Genomic DNA, 19,749 nt, shown 5'->3' on the forward strand with positions numbered 1-19,749 from the left:
ATATAGGTTAACTACCAATAAGTTAATAGTCGAGTCTGGCCATGTAATCGAAGTCATACTTAGCGCTTTCTATGGCGGTTTTAGGGTATTCCTCCTGCTCCACGAAGAAGTATTTTACGCCCGACTTCTCCATGTTCTGCAGCATCTGCTTTACATTGATGTCTCCCTTGCCAAATTCAGTGCTTTCCTTTTTGGCCTTGTCCATGTCCTTCAGGTGCCAGAGCGGAAACCGGCCGGGGTATTTTTTGAAATAAGCCAGCGGGTCGTTGCCCGTGATGATGGCCCAGCCCAGGTCCATTTCCATTTTCACCAGATTGGGGTCGGTCCGTTCCAGCAGGATGTCGTAGAGTACCTTGCCGTCGGCTTTGTCGAATTCGTACTCATGATTATGATAGGCAAAGACCAGGTTGGCTTTCTGACACTGCTCAGCCGCTTTGTTGAACGTATCGGCGCAGCGCTGGTAGTTGGCAACGGTTTGCCCCTCCGAAGGCAGCGAGGAGCAGACCAGATAGGACTGTCCGGCCTCAACCGCCATGTCAATTGACTTTTGCCAGTCCTTGTCAATGTGGACGTGACCGCTGCGTACCGTCATGCCCAGATCATTGGCGATCGTTTTGATCTCTTTGGGCTGCAGGCCGTAAAAATTACCCTTAGCGCTGCGGGCCGATTCCAGCTCTTTATAGCCAATTTTCGCCAGTTGCTTCAACGTGCCGACAGCATCGTCGAGCATTTCCTTACGCACCGTATAAAGCTGTATACCTACGTTTTTCACTTTAGCGGCTTTTGCCAGATTAGGTGCCAGGATCGCACCGGCTGCCAGACAGCCCGATGCCTTTAAAAATTCACGTCTTGTTTTCATAAACCAGAGAAGTCGTGTTGGTTGTAACGCCTTTTGCCCGTTCTGCACCGGCAAACTTATTTCTTTGAGATTTCGACCGGGCTGATGGTGCTTACGTCGGTATTACTGACAAAGGCAATGCGCTTGCTGTCGGGCGACCACGAGGGGGTGTTGATCGACCCCTGACCACCGTAGAGATAGGCAATCACCTTGGGTTTCCCGCCCGTTGCGGGCATGAGCCGCAGGTACACGTGCTTGTAGGGTGGATGATCGCCGGGGGCCACCTCTTCTTTCAGGAACGACAGGAACACAATCCACTTGCCGTCGGGCGAGATGTGCGCGAACCAGTCGTGAAACTCGCCATCCGTTACGGCTTCCTGCCCGGAGCCATCGGGCTTCATCCGCCAGATCTGCATGGTGCCCGTCCGGTTCGAATTGAAATAAACGTGTTTGCCATCCGGCGAATACTCCGGGCCGTCGTCGAGTCCTTTGGCATCGGTCAGCCGGATTTCGGGGCCGCCCGCAGCCGGAACTTTATAAACGTCATACTCATTGTCGCGCGATCCGCAGAATACCAGGTCTTTCCCGTCGGGCGACCAGCCGTGCAGATACGACGGTCCTTTGGGGGTAATCTGTCTGGGCGTGCCGCCCGTAACGGGAACGGTATAGATAATTGAGCCGCCCAGTTCGCGCACCCCGCTGCTGAGGCCCAGCGTCTTACCGTCGAAGGACAGAACGTGGTCGTTGTTGTTGTTCTTTACATCGCCCGTGTTGAGCACTTTCGGCTGGCGGCTGGCCAGATCAAGGGTATAGATCAGTCCCTCGCTATTGTAGATGAGCGTTTTCCCGTTGGGCGTCCAGTTAGGTGCCTGAATAGAGTTCGGTGCCGTGAAGATGACCTCGCGCCTGCCGCTGGCGATATCCATCAGTTCCAGCCGACTCCCCAGATCCATCCTACCGGACGGAGCGTTCAGCTTTGCCGGTACGGTAATCCGCGCATCCTGAAAGACGCCTTTCTCAACGGCGTCTTTGTTATGCGCACTAACGAACAGCCCCACGTAGACTTCGTCGCCCAGATTCACGTCGGTTACCTCACGAACCTGAAACGGCTCGCCGAACTTAGCGACCCGCAGCGTATAGGTATTGCCCCGCCGTTCGAGCTGAATAATGTCGGCTCCGTTGATTGTCGACTGGTTTTCTTCGGTGTTCCCCCCGGCTGTCCGGCGGAATTGCAGCGAGGTCAGGCCGTCGCCATGCACGGCCGCGCTAACCTGCGGAGCGTTCGCTTCCAGGCTGGCGCGGGCCATCCAGCCGATTTTACGGTGGGGGTCGATGCCTTTCCCGATTAGCTGGCCGCGGGTATAGACAATGAAATCGCCCTTGATGCGCTTCCACAAAAAGTGGAACTCGTCCTCGGTTCCCCAGATGTTCGTGCCGGAACCGCTGAGCTGGTAATCCTGCGTTTTGGGGGTATAAGTCGCTGTGCCAGGGTGCAGCACCCTGCCAATATCGGCCTGTCCGTCGAAAACACCGACTGGTGTTGATTGAGCCAGAGCGAGCTGACTCGCGGTTGCCAGCAAACCCAGCAGAAAGCCTGCCTGTTGTATTCGTTTATACATAAATACCTTGATTATACGTAGATCCTGATTGGAGTATAAGTAAAAGAGATTACCGGATGCGCTCTACTTGATAAACCCGATTTTGCAATCCGGTAAGCCCCAAAACGAACGCGCCAGCCATCTTAAAGACGGCTGGCGCGTAACGCACGATTCAGAAGGGTTAATTAAGCTTGGGTAATTCGTCTATAAACCATCATTCACGGCCGGGGTCAGCGTCGTGTACTTCAGGCTGGATACAGAAATGCCCGAAGCCGATTTGATTGCCAGCCGGGTCATATCCTTTTCCGGAAAAAAGATGTCGGTCATGACCGTCAGGCCATTGTCGGCAAACAACTCGACCGAGGCTACGTCGACCAGCAGCGTCAGCGAAATCTTGTTGTCTGTCGCTAGTCGGGGCGCGGTATGGCGTTTGCCAAACTCTTTCTTGAAATCGGTTTTGCCCGCTTTACTCCGGTCAATGTAATACTCGTTAGCGGCTTTGTCGTAGCCGATAACCAGTTCGTTGCCCTGTTCATTGGCGAGCACGATGGCGAAGTCATTCGCCGGAGCCGCCAGCGTAAGTTTGAACAGCTCGCTCTTGCTGCCGGTTTTAGCCGTCAGGTCGTATTCGCCTTTCACGGCTACGTTGTTGAGCGAGGTCGTTTTGTCGTTCAGAGCGTCCAGTTCCTTTACAGGGGTGGAAGTCAGATAAAGTTCCCTGTTTACTTCTTTCAACCCAAGCTCGCGCGGTACGGTGTTGGCGCTGCGCCAGGGGTCGGTAGGTACAGCTTCTGCGTATTGCCAGTTGCTCATCCAGCCCATCAGAATCGTCCGGTCGCCGGTGTTGGCGAAGGTTACGCCGGCATAATTGTCGGTGCCGTAATCCATCCATTTCGTTTTCGTAGAAAAGGGGGTAAAACTTTTCCCGTCGAAATCGCCCACGAAATACTGGGTAGCCGAACCGCCATTGGGTCCGCCAGGGTTGATGCTGACCAGCAGCACCCAGGCTTTTTTGCCGTTATGTTCCAGCGGAAACAGGTCCGGACATTCCCAGACGCCCCCGTGTGCGCCAACCTCTTTGCCGAACTCGCTTTCTTTCGTCCAGTTTTTCAGATTGGGCGACGAGAAAAACGTAATACGGTCTTTGGTCGCCAGGGTCATGATCCATTTTTTCTGGGGTTCATACCACCGCACCTTCGGGTCCCGAAAATCGGTAATGCCAGGGTTAGGCAGCACCGGGTTACCCGCGTATTTGGTCCAGGTTTTACCTTCGTCGAGGCTGTAAGCAATGCTCTGGTACTGGTACTTATTCGACTGTTTCGTTTTTTCCAGTTGCGCGTTATGGTGCGTAAAAATGGCCACCAACGGCGTCTGTCCGTTTTTGCCGAAGCCGCTGGTATTGTTTACGTCAACGACGGCACTGCCCGAGAAAATTGTTCCCAGGCTATCCGGATACAGCGCAATGGGCTGCTCCTGCCAGTGCACCATGTCCTTGCTGGTTGTATGTCCCCAGTGCATCGGTCCCCAGGTCGTGCCATTGGGGTGATACTGAAAAAACAGGTGGTACGTCCCCTTAAAATACACCATGCCATTGGGGTCGTTCATCCAGTGCGCCTTCGGTGAAAAATGAAACTGGGGCCGGTGCTGGTCCAACTTGGGGCTCGCCGGGTTCGATTGACCAAACGAACTCTGCCCCATAGCGACCAGGGCGGCAAGGGTTATGATGAGTTTATACATGATGAGTTGTTAATTGATTTACCCGAGGCTTACCTACATAACCAATTTGATAAGATAGTGTGAGGAGTCACTCATCGGCTGACCGCTCCCCACACTAAATTGAATTACCAACCTACTTATCGCTGCGTTCAAACGCAGCGAACTCTATTGACACTACGTAAAATCGTTGCTTCTGCCTCTTAGAAGCCGGGGTTCTGCTTGTAAAGTCCCTTCGTAAAATTGATCTCGCGCTGCGGAATGGGCAGGTACTCATCCCGGCCCGCCGTGAACTTAGCCCCGCTCAGGTATGACCGTCTGGTTTTTTCTTTGGCCAGGTACGCGTTCAGCGTAGGTTCGGCAATACCCCAGCGAACGAGATCGAAGAAACGCGGACTCTCGGTGGCGAATTCCAGGCGACGCTCCCACTGCAACGCCCGGCGGGCATAGGCCTGCGTCCAGTTGGCGGCTTCATAGGGTTTGATCAGGTATTTAGATGGGTCCGTGCCGTCGGCTTTTTTCGTGCGGCCGGTGCTGGCGGCTGCCCGCGCCCGAATCTTGTTGATGAGCGGCAGCGCCATTGCCGGCTGGCCTAACTCAATATAGGCTTCGGCCTGGAAGAGCAGCACATCGGCATAGCGGATAATATCGATGTTCTTCGACACGCCCATGAACGGCCCCTGCTTTTTGTAGGACGAGCTGGTCGCGAGCTGCTGCGATTTCATCGACTGGAAGAAACCATACACCCCCGGATCGCGCACCCAGCTGTTGCTGAACGGCAGGGCCGGATTGTACTTGTACGGGTGTCCGTCGATACCGATGGTGTGATCCACCCGCGGGTCGACGGTGGCGGTTTTGAAGTCGATGGTGCCGTCGTTGAACGTATCAAATTTGGGCAGTCCGTTGGCATCCGTACCGAAGGCATTGGCCAGGTTCTGGCTGGGCTGGTGGAAACCGCAGCAACCGTACTGCGGAGCGCCGTGGGGATAGTTCAGACCGTCCTCAAAGTTGAGCCGCCCCAGGGTCGTGCCGTCGTTAATCGAGTACTGAACGGCGAAAACCGATTCAACCCCGTTGTCGTACTCGGGCAGAAAATTCTCGGCAAAATCGGGCTGCAGGTTATACTTGCCCGAGCTGATTACCATCTCGGTCAGCTTGACGACTTCCTGCAGCTTGGACTTGTTGATATTCGTGACCTTGTTATTGTCGTCCTGTTCATAGGCCTGATACAGCCGCAGCTTCGCTAGATAGGCCGCTGCCGACAGCTTGTTGGCCCGTCCTACCTGCGTCTGCGAAACGGGCAGGTTATCAACAGCATACTGAAAATCCTCGCCGATCTTATCCCAGAGCTGGTCGTTGGTGTACTGCCGGTTCGAGGTCGCCAGAATCTGATCGTTCGACAGCGTCTCGTCAACGTAAGGAATATACTTGAACAGCATTTTCAGCATGAAGTGGGCGTGCCCACGCAGGAAGCGCAGCTCGGCCAGCCGGGTCTTCTTCAGCGGAAACTCGGTCTCCGACAAACCGCCGATCGAGCGGATGGCGACGTTGGCCCGCGAGATGGCTTTGTAATAATTCTCCCAGGTATAGGGGTGATAAAAGCCGCCACCCTGCTGAGGCTGCGTCAGGTTGTGCTGCTCGTAGAAGTTGATATCTTCCAGGTCGGCAACGCCCCCCCCGCCCTTGTAGGCATCGTCGGAGCGAACGCTGCCGTACACCCACATGCTGGCCACGGGGCCGATCATCTCGCCGTTGCCGACAGCCGCATAGGCCGCCGTAACCAGCGCATCGGCGTTACCGGCACTCTTGATGTTATCGGACGACAGGGTTCCCTGTGGCTGGTAGTCCAGAAACTCCCTGCAGGACGAAAATAAACTGCCACCCACCAGCAGGAAACATGAAACCAGAACTTTATTTTTCATAGTAGTAAGGTCTTGGGTCGTTAGAAGGAGACGTTTAAGCCGAACGTAAGCGTGCGGGGCACCGGAACCGTATTGACGTCAATCCGCTCGGGATCGGGTCCGAGGAAGCTCTTGCTCTTGAACCAGAACACGTTCTCGGCCATTCCGTACAGACGCAGGCTCGTCAGGCCCAGTTTGCCCATGACAGCTTTGGGGAAGGTGTAGCCAAGCTGGATGTTCCGAATTTTAAAGTAGGACGTGTTTACGTTGAAATAATCCGACGAGCGCGTTTCGTTGTTGCCATCAGCCAGCGTGAGCGCCGGAATCCGCGACGACGTGTTCTGGGGTGTCCAGGCATCGAAGACGCCGGGGCCTACGTTGTCGCGTCCCCGGATAAAGTTGTTGTAAAACGTATAGGGGTCAAATCCTGTCCGACCGGCAACGCCCGAACCAAAGATGGAGAAGTCGAACTGTCGGTACCCCATCTCCACGCGGGCACCGTACTCCAGACCGGGCAGGGTGGTTCCGAAAAACTCCTGATCCAGCGCATCGATTTTATTGTCATTGTTCAGGTCGCGGTAGCGAATCCGGCCCGGTGCGGCCCCTACCTGCGCAGCATGATTCTTTACCTCTTCCTGATTCTGGAAAATGCCGTCGGTGCGGTAGCCGAACAGATCAAACTGCGAATGGCCCAGAATCGTTGTTACGGCGTTGCCGGCAAAGGCCGAGCGGACTTCTTCCGGCAGGACCGTTATTTTATCCCGGAAGCGGGCAAAATTGGCCGATACGTTATAGGTGAAATCGCCCTTGGGCTTGCCAAAATAGGTCAGCAGCAACTCGAAGCCTTTGTTGATCTTGGTTGCGCCGTTTACAAACTTCAGCTGACCTTCGCCCACAGCCGCAGCAACCGGCGGCTTGATGAGAATGTCCTTGGTCTGACGGGTGAAGTAATCGAACGAACCCACCAGACTTCCGTTCAGAAAGCCAAAGTCAAGACCCATGTTCAGTTCGTTGGTGGTTTCCCAGCGGAGGGCCGTGTTCTCGCCCTGCGTCTGCACGAAACCCGAGGGCAGCGTACCGCCGTTCGTGCCGTTCAGGTCATAGGCCGTACCGACGTTCCAGTACTGGTCGAAAAAGCTGTTGTGACCGTTAGGCACCTGCGACGCCAGCGTACCGTAGCGCGGCTCAAACAAACCGAACCGGGCGAGGTCGCCAATGTCCTGATTACCGATCCGGCCCACGCCCGCCCGCAGTTTCAGGTTGGAAATAGCCTTTACGCCACTCATGAAGGCTTCCTTGTCGATACGCCAGCCCACCGATGCGGCCGGGAAGAAACCATACCGGCTGTCCTGCCCAAAGCGCGACGAGCCATCCCGACGTAAGGTCAGGGCCGCCAGGTAGCGGTCCGAGAACCCGTAATCAACCCGGGCAAACTGCGACATCAGCCGGCTGCCGGTCGAGGTTCCATTGCTGCTGGCGTTGCCCGAAGCCGCGCTCAGCACAAAGAAATCTTCGGTCTGCACCGCGAAATTCTCCCGGTACGAGATCACATCATCCAGGTTATCCCGAATAGCTTCAACGCCGGCCAGCAGCTTGAAGTTATGATCGCCGAAGCCGAAGTTATACCGTAACGTATTAGTCCATGCCAGGCTCAGAAACTTGTTCGTATTGAGCGTCAAACTGTTGAGCGTCCGGGAAATAAAGCCGTTCTGGAACGACTGCTCGATGTTCTTATTGGCATAGCTCGCATTGTCCATGCCCAGCGACGAGCGGAAGATCAGCCCCCGGATTGGTTCGATTTCGGTATAGACGTTGCCGAACGCAAAACTCCGGTTGATCTTATCCCAGCGGTTGATATACTGCATGAATACCGGGTTGTTCCGGTCCGAATAGCCCGACCCGATTGGCCCAGCGAAATCGCCCGTTGCGGTGTAGACTGGAATCGTCGGGGCCAGCGTAACGGCCAGACCCGGCGTTGGAGCGCCCCCCAGGTCGGTTGTTACGGGCGTTTCTTTCGAGGTAGTCAGCTGAAGGTTGACGCCGAACTTCACCCGGCCCTCGGCCAGACTGGTTTGTCCGTTGATACGGCCCGTGAGCCGCTGGTAGCCCGTATAGCGCACCATGCCCGTGTTGTTCAGGTAGCTGAGATTGACCAGCAGCGAGGAGGCTTTGGTGCCGCCTGAAATGGTCAGGTCGTTGTTGGTAACGTAACCTGTTTTATAGAGTTCGTTCTGCCAGTCGGTATTGCCGGCCGGTACGCTCTGGTTCCCGCCGACGTAAGGCTGTACCGTTACGTTGTTGAGCACCGGGTTTTTGAAATCCTTGTTCCAGTCAAACTTATAGATTTCGCCATAGGCCGAGGCCGGATCGGCTCCGTCATTGACGGAAGCCCGCCAGAGCGCCCGACCCCGATCCACGGCGTTCAGCATCTTGAACCGCTCGGGTTTCTCCGACTGCGCCGACAGGCTGGTGTTGAACTGAACGTTCAGTTTGCCATCGGTATTCGCACCGTTCTTCGTCGTTACGATGATGACCCCGTTTGATGCCCGCGAGCCGTAAATCGACGCCGACGAAGCATCTTTCAGCACCTGAATCGACTGAATCGCCGTGGGGTTCAGACTCTGAAACACCTGCGACCGCTTGGTGGGCATGCCGTCGATGATATAGAGCGGGTCGTTGTTGCCCAGCGTATTGGCACCCCGGATCAGGATGCGGCTGGCCTCACCTGATGGCGTGCCCGACTTTTCGACGTAAAGCCCCGGCACCCGTCCCTGCAGGGCCTGCATGGGGTTGCCCGAGCTGGTATTCTTGGTGGCTGCCACCTCTACCACGGCAACGGCTCCGGTCAAATCTTCCCGGCGGGCCGTGGTATAGCCCAGCACGACGACTTCGGCCAGTTGCCCGCCTTCGGACAGCAGCACCGTAACGTTGTTCGTGTTCTGCACCGACACTTCCTGGGTAGCGTAGCCAATGAATGACACCGCTACGGCTGTGGCGCTCGGTGGCACCGTAAGGCTGAATTTGCCCGCAGCATCGGCTACGGTGCCCGTCGTTGTGCCCGGAACGATAATGCTGGCGCCGGGGAGCGACTCTCTGGTTTTGGCATCGAGTACGCTTCCCGTAATCAGACGCTGCTGCGCCAGCGCTACTGTCGTCAGGAGCAGCAGGCCGGCCAGGGTTAACAGGTAATTCTTCATGTGCATGGGTTAATGGAGTTTGAGGGTTAACGGGGCAATCAGATCACTTCGGTCCCCAGGACTTTATCCGCGATGGTCTCCGCCGTGAACACGGGCGTAGCGCCCTGCTGGGTAGCAACGTAAGCGCCGGTGGCGCAGGCGAACTCCAGCGTTTTCTTCGCCGATTCGCCCTGTAGGGTTTTATAAAGAAAAGCGGCCAGAAAGGCGTCGCCACTGCCGATGGTATCGGCTACCTCAACCGGAAAACCGACCTGGCTGTAGAGACCGGTTTCGTCCAGCAGCACGGCGCCATCCGCGCCCAGCGTAACAATCAGCGTTTCGAGCCGGAAGCGTTCGCGCAGTTGCTGCATGGCCCGGTGCAGGTCGTTTTCTTCGCCGTGCCAGGCTGCCAGTTCAACCAGTTCGTGCTCGTTCAGCTTGGCGATGTCGGCGAGATAAAGCAGTTCCTCCACCGTTGCCCGGTCGTAATGCGGAGCGCGCAGGTTTACGTCGAATACCTTCCGGGGGGCCACGGCCAGCAGCGCCCGCAGGGTTTCGTAAGTCTGCGGACTGCGCGCGGCCAGACTGCCATACACAAACAAATCGCTCTGGCGAACCACGTCGAGCAGCCCCGGCACCAGTTGGATGTAATCCCAGGCAACGGGCTGGACAATCTTGTAGGTGACTTCGTTGCAGTCGGAGATATTGGCTTTGGCAACGCCCGTCAGGTGCGACTGGCCGACCTGAACCAGCTCGACCGGAATGCCTTTACCGGCCAGAAAATCCAGCAGTTCGCGGCCCAGATCGTCGCTGCCGACGCGGCTGATCAACTGGGCGTTCAGCCCGAAGTTGCGGAGGTCGGCGGCTACGTTCATGGGCGCGCCACCGGGTTGTTTGCTCGTCGGCAGCACATCCCACAGGATTTCGCCGAAACAGGTGATGGTTGGTGTCATTTGCTTCTGGGTAGTCATTAGGCTTGTCAGTCAATGCACGAAAACGGTCTGTTCGATCTTCTCCAGGCTGGTGCCCTTGGTTTCGGGCATGATGCGCAGCACGAACAGGAGCTGTAGCACCATCATAGCGGTGAAAAAGAGGAAGGTGGCGCCCCCGCCGAACTGCTCGGCCAGGTAGGGGAACGTAAAGGTGATGATGGCGGCCATCAGCCAGTGGGTGAAGCTGCCCAGCGCCTGACCACTGGCGCGGACTTCGTTGGGAAAAATCTCGGAGATGAACACCCAGATGACCGCACCCTGCGAGAAGCCGAAGAAGGCGATATAAACAAACAGCAGCAGCGGTACGGTCATGCCGCTGAAGTCCTCGACGAAGAAGGCGCGGGCTACCAGTCCCAGCGTAATGATCAGGCCCACCGAACCGATTTTCATGAGCGTCCGCCGACCGTAGCGGTCAATCAGGTTCATGGAAATCAGGGTGAAGACGAGGTTGATAAGGCCAATGCCCGCCGACGACAGCAGCGACGAGCTTTTGCCCAGACCCGTCATTTCGAAAATGCGGGGGGCGTAATAGATGATGGCGTTGATCCCCGATACCTGGTTGAAGACGGCAAACAGTACCGCCAGCATGATAGGCGTTTTGTGGATGGCCGAGAACAGCCGGGTCGAAGCCGCCGTGTGGTGATTACTCTGCTGAATGGCGACCAGCGTTTCTTCGGCGGTGGCCGGGTCGATCATGTTCAGTACCTCGCGGGCTTCGGCCACCAGCCCTTTCCGAAGCAGCAGCCAGCGCGGACTTTCGGGAATGTTCAGAACGGCGATCAGGAAAATAAGCGAGGGCAGCGCCTGCACGCCCAGCATCCACCGCCACGACTCCTCACCCAGACCCGACAGCAGGAAATTGGACAGGTAGGCGATCAGGATGCCCAGCACGACATTGAACTGAAACATGCCCACCAGCTTGCCGCGCGATTTAGCGGGCGAAATTTCGGTGATATACATCGGAGCCGCCACGGACGATGCGCCGACGCCCAGACCACCCAGAAACCGGAAGACGAGAAAGATGGACCAGGTAGGGGCCAGCGCCGTGCCGAGCGACGCCAGCAGGTACAGAACGGCAATCCAGAACAGCGTTCGCTTACGTCCGAGCGACTCGGCGGGGATGCCGCCCGTCATTGACCCGATGACGGTGCCGATGAGCGCGATGGAAACCGTAAGGCCGTGCTCCCACACGTTGAGCGTCCATAAGGATTGCAGCGACTGCTCGACGCCGGAGATAACGGCCGTGTCGAAGCCGAAGAGAAAACCGCCCAGTGCCGCCGTAATGGACCAAAAGAAAATGCGCTGTTTCTGACTCATGATTGACTGGAATGAACCGGGTTAGCCGTCAGTTCATGGGTCAAACTTAGCAGGTCAGGCAGGGAAGGGCTTTTTATTATTGTTCAAATACTTCCTAAATAAGATCAATAGATAATTAACTGATAATCAGACAATTAACCAAAATACTCATCTCCTCAATTACAATTTCGTTACGTCGATTTTCAGTTTTGATACATGGTCTTTCGACGCAGATACGGCTTCCTGGCTTCGCGTTCCGCCCGACTCGAATAAGCCTGACCGACGTTATTACGAGTGGATTCTGCTGTGAGTCAAATTCACGGTGATTAGTCGATTGCTTCGACGACCAAGAACAGACGGAAGAGACAAGTCATATAAACGCTATATGCGCAACGGCCAACAATGGGTATCTATAAAGTGCTGAATTCATCATAGACATGTACCGAATACTCAAAAGACGGTTCAATGTTGGTCTTGTTGAGCCCCTATATTCCAATAGCCACTAATTTATGTCTCAGCTTCTTAAACCAAACTCTTTCAGAACTATGAAATCTTACCTTAAACATTTCTATGTTATCGGCTTTTGCCTATTTTTTTCCTGTCAGAACGATATTACTGAGCAGGACCGCATGTTTCTTAACATAGCCGGCAGCGCTGGTATTATGGAAGTAGAAATGGGTAAGTTGGCGCAACAGAAAGGCGTCCGTACTGATGTAAAGCGCTATGGCGATCAGATGGTGGATGAGCACACCAATGTTAACAGTGAATTTAGGGAGTTAATAAAACGGCTGAAAGTAGAAGTACCAGAAACGATGAACGAACGCAACCAGCAGATGGTGCAGGAAATGGCGACTTTAGAAGGCCCCCGTTTTGATGAGAAGTATATAGAAACTATGATTAGTGATCATAAGCTGGCGGTCGAGAAGTTTCAGGAAGCGCACGACATTGCCCAAAATAAAGAGTATAAAGATTGGCTGTCCCGAATGATTCCGGTGGTAGATCATCATTTGAAAATGGCACAGGAACTTAAGAATAAAAAGAACCGTAGCGCCCTGCACCTTCCTTAATAGAAAATGGGTGAGGTATACCCTTCATAGGTACCACCTCACCCACTATAAGCTTACTATTAGGTGATAACTTACACCTTCGGCTCCCAGCCTTTTTCGTACTCACGGCTCCAGAGCTTCTGAGCCTCTTTGTCGCCGATGATGTGGCCGTTTTTCGGGTCGATCTGGAGGGTACGTCCCATCCGCCAGGCAATGTTGCCCAACTGCATGGCGACCACGCTCTTGAAGCCCAGTTCTACGTCGCAGTTCGGCCGGCGATTGTTCCGGATGGCGTCGAGGAAGTCCGCGACGTGGAGGTTATCCATGCCCAGGCTGGGACTGGCTGTGTTCCGGCCCTGTACGTCGTCATCGCCCTCGGCCACGGATTTTACCTCCTTCACCAGCTTGCCGTCGAGGTCATAGACTTTGTAGCTGTCGCCACCGGTATCCAGGCTGCCGTTTTCGCCGTAGAAAATAATCCCCCGGTCCTGGCCCTCAATTTTCCGGCCGTTCGAGCTGCGGGATTCCCACATCAGCGACACCCGTCCCGGATAATCCATGATCACCACCTGCGTATCGGGCGTTTCCCAGTCGTCTTTGAACTCATACCGCCCACCCACGGAGCTAACCCGAATCGGGTAATCGACACCCAGACCCCAGCGCGCTACGTCGACCTCGTGGGTGCCGTTGTTGAGGGCTTCGCCGGTGCCCCAGTGCCAGAACCAGTGCCAGTCGTAGTGAATCAGGCCCTCTTTGTACGGTCGCCGGGGAGCCGGACCCTGCCAGAGTTCATAATCGAGCCAGGACGGCACCGTACCGGGTTTCAGGTTGGTGGCCTTCCGTTTGTTGGTGTACCAGGTTTTGGCCATGTACACGCGACCAATGATGCCTTTGTGCAGCTGATCGATACCCTGCGTCAGCACAGGCGCCGACCGACGCTGCGCGCCCATCTGCACCACGCGGTTGTATTTGCGGGCGGCTTCAATGGCCATCTCGCCCTCGCGGGGGTTATGGCTCAGCGGCTTCTCGACGTACACATGCTTACCGGCCTGACAGCCCATGATGGTTAGGGGCGCGTGCCAGTGGTCGGGCGTGGCGGTATAGATGGCGTCGATGGATTTGTCTTCCAGCACCCGGCGCAGGTCGCGCTCCGACTTGGGCGTCTGGGTTTGTTTGGTTTTCAGGATCGTTTTGATTGCCTTCGGAATCGCCCGCTCGTCCACGTCGCAGACTGTTCCAACCTCCGCATTTTTCTGACCGGCAAACGTCCCGCTCATGCTGTTGCCCCGGCTGTTGACCCCAATGGTGGCCACCCGGATCAGCTCATTCGCGCCGATGATCCGGTTGTAGCTCTTGGGACTGAAGCCAAAGGCGGTGCCGCCAATGGCCAGACCGGCTGACCCGGCCGCTACTTTCTTTATAAACTCACGTCTGTTTTCCATGCTCTTGACTTAGAGTTGTTTGACTTTAATATTCCGGAATGAAATTTCACTGCCATGTTCCTGAAGCAGGAAACGGCCCTGCTCAACGGTCCCGAAGGCCGGTACCGCTTTGCTGAATTTACTCTGGGCCACAGCCTCTGTAAACGGCTGGCTCCCCCGGCTGAACGCCAGAATTTTGATGCCGTTCAGCCAGTGTTCAACCTTGTTACCTTTGGCCACAATCCGCAGCGTATTCCACTGCCCCGGCTCATTGACTTTTTTCACGGCGGCATTCGGCGGGATTACGTCGTAGAATGAGCCCGTCAGGTGGTTTTCTTTCTTGTTGTCCTCGGCCAGTTTGTCGTCCAGAATCTGGTACTCCATGCCCAGCTTCCCGCCTTTCTCGTAGTTCGTATAGAAATACTTGACGCCACTGTTGCCGCCAGGTTCGATATTAAAATCGAGCATCAGGTCGAAGTCGCCATACTGGTTTACGCTCACAATATCCCCGCCTTTCGCGCCCTTCCTGGCGGTCAGCGTACCGTTTTTCACCTCCCAGCCAGCCGGAACCGGATTGCCCGATGGGGTTGTCCAGCCGTTGGCGCTGACCCCGTCGAATAAAAGCGTCCACCCCTCCTTTTTCTCCTTAGGCGTCAGCACATTTGCGGTCTGGGCAAGGGCGGCCGGCAGTAGCATACAGCCCAGCAGGCCGCCTACAAGCAGTCGTTTCGCCTGGTTTTTCATCTGTCTTAATAGCCGGGGTTCTGTTTGATTTTTTCGGGGTTCGCCTGGATAGCCTGCAGCGGAATCGGGAACAGCAGCATGTTATCGCTCCAGGCCGACGGGTTAAAGCCGTTCTGTTCTTTCTGTTCCTGCGTCATCACGGCCTTGGCCCGCTCGGTCCGGACCAGATCGAACCAGCGGTGGTTCTCGAACGCCAGTTCCACGCGTCGCTCATTTTCAATGGCCAGCAGCAGGGCCGCATCCGAGCTGAACGGTTTATAGTCGGGCAGCACGTTGGCTCCTCCGCCGGTGCTGTTGCGGGCGCGGGTCCGAATCTTGTTGAGGTACTGAAGCGCTACGTCCTGCTGTTTCTCCTGCCGAACCAGAGCCTCGGCATAGAGCAGATAGATATCGGCCAGCCGCAGTTCAATCCAGTTGTTATCGTTATCCGAGCCGCTGAACGAGACGTCGTAATATTTCTTTACGTATTTCTCGTTGATGGTCTGCCCGCCGGGCACCGTTACGTAGCCATCGCTCATGGAAATGGCCTTGCGCGGATCGCCTTTCTCGTAGGCACTCGACATAGAGGGCGTAGGCGCGTTAAAGCCGCCCTTGTCGCCGATCAGTACGACCTCTTTGTTGGAGAATCGGGGCGCAAAATCATTGTTCCAGGGGCTGCCTGTGCCCGTACCGCCTTTTTTATACTGAATTTCGAACAGCGACTCCGTGCTGTTTTCCTTCGTTACGTCGAACAGCGCCTTATAATCCGGCACCAGCGAATACTGGGGCATATTGATCAATTCGAGCGCTTTGGCTTCGGCCAGGGCGTAGTAGGGCGCACCTTTTTTCAGCGGATAGCCTGCCATGGTCATATACACCTTCGCCAGCAACCCTTTGGCTCCGCCAACAGTTACGCGCCCTTTGTCGACGGCCGAGTAGGAAGCGGGCAGATTCGCTTCGGCAAACTTCAGATCTTCCACAATGAAGTTATAGATTTCCTGCGTAGAAGTCCGGCCGAGCGCATAGGCGTCTTCAACGGATAGCTGACGGTCTACCTTCGGCACGTCGCCGAAGATGCGAACCAGGTAAAAGTAAGATAACGCCCGGATGAAGCGGGCTTCGGCTTTGTACTGCTCCTTCAGTTTGGCATCGGTAAACGGAACAGCGTCGATCTTATCCAGCACGATATTGCACCGCAGGATGGTGTTATAGCTGTTATTCCACATCCCCAGCACGAAGGTGTTCTCCGACAACAGGACGTCCCCGAAGTTATCAATCGAGGTCATATCTTTCGAGTTGCCCGGCACCCACGAAAACGTAGTGTTGTCCGACCGGATTTCACCCGCGTAGATATACAGCTGGTTGTAGAGATTGCGGAGGGATGCGTACGGCGACATCACCGCCTGGTTCATATCCTTCTCGGTCTTGTAGAATATCCCGGCGTTCATGTCCGAGATCGGCTGGAGATCAATAAAGTCCTTTCTACAGGAGAAAGAGCCCGTCATGAGTACGGCCAGTATGAGGAATCGTTTCATTTTCCGGATGATTAAAAAAATTGATCGAGTAGTTGGTTAAAAAGAGACGTTCAGACCCAGAATGATGGTACGCGCCGAGGGGTAACCCAGGTAATCGCCACCCCGCGACAGGCCGTCGCCCTGGCTGCTCGTTTCGGGATCGAAGCCCGGGTATTTCGTGAAGGTGTACAGGTTCTGGCCCGTCAGGTAGGCACGTAATCCTTTCACGTGGATCTTCTGAATCAGGGCGCTGTTGAACGTGTAGCCGAGCGACAGGTTCCGGATGCGCACAAACGAGCCATCTTCCACCCAGTAGCTCGACGGTTCTTTCTGCAGACCTTTCGGGTCGCGGTTGGCCCGCAGGATCATGCCCGAACCCGGATTTTCTTCCGAGCGCCAGCGGTCGTTCAGTTTGGTCAGTCCGTTCCGGTCGCCATGGTAAATACCCACCATCCGGTTAAAGAAGCTGAACAGCTTGGCCCCCTGCGAACCGGTAAGCTGTACGTTCAGGTCAAAGCCTTTATAGGCAAAATCGTTACTGAAGCCAAAGATGAACCGGGGCTGGTTGTTGCCCAGATACGTTTTATCGCTGGCATTGATGACGCCGTCCTTGTTAACATCGATATACCGGGGGTCGCCGGGGCGGTCGTTGGCCAGGTGCGGAGCCGCATCCAGCTCGGCCTGGTTTTTAAAGACGCCGTCGTACAGGTAGCCGTAAAAGGTGGCTACGGGCAGACCGATGGTTGTCACAAAGGTGTTGTTGGCGTTCGGCGCACCCGCATAAATAGGCCGCTGATCGGGGCCCAGAGCCAGCACTTTATTCCGGTTGAACGACATATTGAAATCGGTCGACCATTTCAGTTTGCCCGTCAGGTTACGGGTTCTGAGCAGGTACTCCATGCCCTTGTTTTCTACCTGTCCGATGTTTTGCAGCTGCGAGGCATAGCCCGTCAGCGTTGGCACGGGCACGTTCAGCAGCAGATCGACCGAGCGGCTGTTGTAGAAGTCGGCTTCCAGCCGGATGCGTTCGTTGAGCAGGCCCAGATCAAAGCCCAAATTCCACTGCCGGGTTTTCTCCCAGCCCAGATCCGGGTTCGGATAGTTGATCGGGTCCACCGAATTCACCAGGTTACCATTCAGCACGTAATAGCTGGTGCCGGTGCGGGCAATGGCGTCGTAATTACCAATCCGGTTGTTCCCCACCAGACCCCAGCTCGCCCGCAGTTTCAGATCACTGACGGAGCGAACGTCGCTCATGAATGACTCGCTGTTGACCCGCCAGCCAACCGACACCGAGGGGAACGTTCCCCACTTGTTGTTGGCCCCGAAGCGCGACGAACCGTCGGCCCGGATGCTGGCCGTCAGCAGGTACTTGTCTTCGTAGGAGTAGTTGACCCGGCTCAGGTACGAGATCAGCGAGTTCTCGTATTCGGTATTGGTGCCGCTCACAATCTGACCGGCGCTCAACGTGCGAACGACGTCATTGGGAAAATTCTGTGCGTTGACGCGGGCATACTCGCCGGACGATTTCTGGGCCGTGTAGCCCGCCAGCAGGTTGATCGAGTGCTTGGTGAACAGGGTTTTGCTGTAGTTCAGCGTATGCTCGATCAGCCAGTCCTTATCCATCCAGGTTTCGTTCCGCGCGTCGGCTGTTTTGGGTGCCCGCGACCCGTCGGTATCCACGAACGAAGGCCGGTAATACTTGAGCCGCCGGTTGCCCAGCGTCCCGTTCAGGCTCAGCTTGTAGCGTAATCCAGGAATGATTTCGTACTGCAGGTACGACGAGGCAATCAGCCCGTTGCGGTTGGTGAAGTTGGTAATGTTTTCGGCGATACCCACTGGATTCGCTACGTCGCCCGCCCAAATTTCGGGGTTACGTACCTGCGACCCATAGGTTCCATCGGGGTTGCGGAGCGGATAGATTGGCGGCAGATAGACCGCATACGCCAGCGGGCTGTCCTTTCCGTTATCCACGCTGTTGTTTTCCGAGAAGTACCCGCTGACCGATATCCCCATCTCTACTTTTTTGCTGATGTTGGACGTAATGTTGGTGCGCAGGTTATACCGTTTGTAATCACTGTTGATCTGAATCCCCTGCTGGTCGGTATAGCTTCCCGAAATGGCGTAGCGGGCTTTCTCGACACCCCCGGTCAGCGACAGCTCGTGCCGCTGCGTTGGAGCGACCCTGAAAATCTCGTCCTGCCAGTTGATCTCCCCGAAATTCTTCGGGTCGTTGAAGCTCTCGGGAATGATATAGAAATTGGAGTTGGTGTATTTCTGCCGGATGGCGTTGCCGTCCGTAATGGAGTGCGGAGGATCGCCGGGCATTGGGGTCCGGTCGAGCCACGCCTGGTTATGACCATCCTTGAAGAACTCCAGGTATTCCTGGCTGTTCATCATGTCCATTTTCCGGGCCACCTGCTGAAATCCGTAGAAAGCGTTATAGGCAATAGTCGGCGGACCTACTTTGCCTTTTTTAGTCGTTACGATCACCACCCCGTTGGCCCCACGCGACCCGTAAATGGCCGTCGACGACGCGTCTTTCAGGACCTGAATACTTTCGATATCCGACGGGTTGACCAGCGAGAATGCGCTGCCTTCCATTGGGTAGCCGTCAATGACATAGAGTGGAGAACTACCGGCCGTAATGGAGCCCGTGCCCCGCACCCGGATGCTCAGCCCTTCGCCACCCGGTGCGCCGTCGATCTGCTGCACCTGCACACCGGCCAGCTGACCGACCAGTGCCTCACCGTATGAAACGGCGGCTTTGTTCTTTAGCTTTTCGGCCGATACGGTAGCCACCGCACCCGTCAGGTCGGCTTTCTTCTGCGTACCGTAACCCACAACGACCACTTCATTCAGGGTCTTACTGTCGGTCTTCAGCGTGACCCTGAAATCGGTTCGGTTTTCAACGGCAATTTCCTGGGGTTCGTAGCCCAGGAACGAGAAAACCAGCACCGACTTCGGGTCGGGCACCGCCAGCCTGAACTTGCCATCGACATCCGTCGATGTGCCGCGGCTGGTGCCTTTCACCACCACGTTTACGCCCGGCAGCGACTGACCGGCATCGTCCACCACCGTTCCGGTGACGATCTGTTCAGCCAGCTGCGACGCGGCTTTTCCCGACGGGGCAGCCGCGGCCTTTTCAGTCGGTGCCACCGAACTCAGGACGATCTGCCGCCCTACCACCTCATAACGCAGCCGGAGCGGCCGGACCATTTTGTTGAGCACGTCGCCCAGCGATTCGTTCGACGCAATCAGGGTCAGTTTCTGATCGAAGGGAATTTCACGCGGCCGGAACGCAAACCGAACGTCGGCCTGGCTCTCGATTTCTTTCAGGATCTGGCGCAGGCTCTGATTTTCGAGCCGGAAGCTGACCCGCCTGTTCAGCAGCTCCTGAGCCGACAGATCAAAGGCCAGCGCTACACTCGTAAACAGCACGGCCAGCAGAGTATGGGCCAGCGAGCAGCGCATGAAGTAAGGCAGGGACCAGGTTCGTCTAGTTTTTTTCATCAGCATTACATGGTTAGG

The 19,749-nt window shown here is 55.8% G+C and carries 12 protein-coding genes; 1 reads left to right on the plus strand and 11 read right to left on the minus strand.

Features of this window, described 5'->3' with window-relative positions; genetic code table 11:
• Window positions 1-22: 22 nt before the first annotated feature.
• From HNV11_RS13570 to HNV11_RS13600, 7 genes are all read right to left on the minus strand, one after another.
• Window positions 23-859, minus strand: a complete 837-nt coding sequence (locus HNV11_RS13570; RefSeq protein WP_171740176.1) for a sugar phosphate isomerase/epimerase family protein — start codon at window positions 857-859, stop codon at window positions 23-25.
• 56 nt (window positions 860-915) lie between these two features.
• Window positions 916-2,457: a TolB family protein gene (locus HNV11_RS13575; protein WP_171740177.1), complete on the minus strand. Its 1,542-nt coding sequence runs from the start codon at window positions 2,455-2,457 to the stop codon at window positions 916-918.
• 183 nt (window positions 2,458-2,640) lie between these two features.
• The gene (locus HNV11_RS13580; protein ID WP_171740178.1) at window positions 2,641-4,173 is read right to left on the minus strand and encodes a glycoside hydrolase family 32 protein; all 1,533 of its coding nucleotides are present in this window, start codon (window positions 4,171-4,173) and stop codon (window positions 2,641-2,643) included.
• 179 nt (window positions 4,174-4,352) lie between these two features.
• A complete protein-coding gene (locus HNV11_RS13585) occupies window positions 4,353-6,071 on the minus strand; it encodes a RagB/SusD family nutrient uptake outer membrane protein (protein WP_171740179.1) in 1,719 nt (572 codons plus the stop codon).
• A 20-nt stretch (window positions 6,072-6,091) separates the two neighbouring features.
• Entirely contained in the window at window positions 6,092-9,247 is a 3,156-nt protein-coding gene (locus tag HNV11_RS13590) for a SusC/RagA family TonB-linked outer membrane protein (RefSeq protein WP_171740180.1), read from the minus strand.
• Window positions 9,248-9,285: 38 nt separating this feature from the next.
• Window positions 9,286-10,179: a carbohydrate kinase family protein gene (locus tag HNV11_RS13595; RefSeq protein WP_171742179.1), complete on the minus strand. Its 894-nt coding sequence runs from the start codon at window positions 10,177-10,179 to the stop codon at window positions 9,286-9,288.
• A gap of 30 nt (window positions 10,180-10,209) precedes the next feature.
• Window positions 10,210-11,535, minus strand: a complete 1,326-nt coding sequence (locus HNV11_RS13600) for a sugar porter family MFS transporter (protein ID WP_171740181.1) — start codon at window positions 11,533-11,535, stop codon at window positions 10,210-10,212.
• 524 nt (window positions 11,536-12,059) lie between these two features.
• Here HNV11_RS13600 and HNV11_RS13605 point away from each other — a divergent pair.
• Complete coding sequence (locus HNV11_RS13605; RefSeq protein ID WP_171740182.1) at window positions 12,060-12,581, plus strand: DUF4142 domain-containing protein; 522 nt, start codon at window positions 12,060-12,062, stop codon at window positions 12,579-12,581.
• 71 nt (window positions 12,582-12,652) lie between these two features.
• On the opposite strand, the gene HNV11_RS13610 is transcribed toward HNV11_RS13605, so the two are convergent.
• Genes HNV11_RS13610 through HNV11_RS13625 form a run of 4 tightly spaced genes read right to left on the minus strand, consistent with a single transcriptional unit; the run spans window position 12,653 to window position 19,731 of the window.
• Window positions 12,653-14,002, minus strand: coding sequence for a Gfo/Idh/MocA family protein (locus HNV11_RS13610; RefSeq protein ID WP_171740183.1), 1,350 nt, complete (start codon window positions 14,000-14,002; stop codon window positions 12,653-12,655).
• A gap of 9 nt (window positions 14,003-14,011) precedes the next feature.
• Window positions 14,012-14,725: a 3-keto-disaccharide hydrolase gene (locus HNV11_RS13615; protein WP_171740184.1), complete on the minus strand. Its 714-nt coding sequence runs from the start codon at window positions 14,723-14,725 to the stop codon at window positions 14,012-14,014.
• Window positions 14,726-14,730: 5 nt separating this feature from the next.
• Window positions 14,731-16,239, minus strand: coding sequence for a RagB/SusD family nutrient uptake outer membrane protein (locus HNV11_RS13620; protein ID WP_171740185.1), 1,509 nt, complete (start codon window positions 16,237-16,239; stop codon window positions 14,731-14,733).
• 36 nt (window positions 16,240-16,275) lie between these two features.
• Entirely contained in the window at window positions 16,276-19,731 is a 3,456-nt protein-coding gene (locus HNV11_RS13625) for a SusC/RagA family TonB-linked outer membrane protein (RefSeq protein WP_240163432.1), read from the minus strand.
• Window positions 19,732-19,749: the final 18 nt, after the last annotated feature.

The sequence above is a fragment of the Spirosoma taeanense genome, from assembly GCF_013127955.1.
Taxonomy (GTDB): domain Bacteria; phylum Bacteroidota; class Bacteroidia; order Cytophagales; family Spirosomataceae; genus Spirosoma; species Spirosoma taeanense.

Excerpts from the sequence above, each read along its gene's own strand:
- HNV11_RS13570 (WP_171740176.1), bottom strand. The coding sequence starts at position 859 with ATGAAAACAAGACGTGAATTTTTAAAGGCATCGGGCTGTCTGGCAGCC.
- HNV11_RS13575 (WP_171740177.1), bottom strand. The coding sequence starts at position 2,457 with ATGTATAAACGAATACAACAGGCAGGCTTTCTGCTGGGTTTGCTGGCA.
- HNV11_RS13580 (WP_171740178.1), bottom strand. The coding sequence starts at position 4,173 with ATGTATAAACTCATCATAACCCTTGCCGCCCTGGTCGCTATGGGGCAG.
- HNV11_RS13585 (WP_171740179.1), bottom strand. The coding sequence starts at position 6,071 with ATGAAAAATAAAGTTCTGGTTTCATGTTTCCTGCTGGTGGGTGGCAGT.
- HNV11_RS13590 (WP_171740180.1), bottom strand. The coding sequence starts at position 9,247 with ATGAAGAATTACCTGTTAACCCTGGCCGGCCTGCTGCTCCTGACGACA.
- HNV11_RS13595 (WP_171742179.1), bottom strand. The coding sequence starts at position 10,179 with ATGACACCAACCATCACCTGTTTCGGCGAAATCCTGTGGGATGTGCTG.
- HNV11_RS13600 (WP_171740181.1), bottom strand. The coding sequence starts at position 11,535 with ATGAGTCAGAAACAGCGCATTTTCTTTTGGTCCATTACGGCGGCACTG.
- HNV11_RS13605 (WP_171740182.1), top strand. The coding sequence starts at position 12,060 with ATGAAATCTTACCTTAAACATTTCTATGTTATCGGCTTTTGCCTATTT.
- HNV11_RS13610 (WP_171740183.1), bottom strand. The coding sequence starts at position 14,002 with ATGGAAAACAGACGTGAGTTTATAAAGAAAGTAGCGGCCGGGTCAGCC.
- HNV11_RS13615 (WP_171740184.1), bottom strand. The coding sequence starts at position 14,725 with ATGAAAAACCAGGCGAAACGACTGCTTGTAGGCGGCCTGCTGGGCTGT.
- HNV11_RS13620 (WP_171740185.1), bottom strand. The coding sequence starts at position 16,239 with ATGAAACGATTCCTCATACTGGCCGTACTCATGACGGGCTCTTTCTCC.
- HNV11_RS13625 (WP_240163432.1), bottom strand. The coding sequence starts at position 19,731 with ATGAAAAAAACTAGACGAACCTGGTCCCTGCCTTACTTCATGCGCTGC.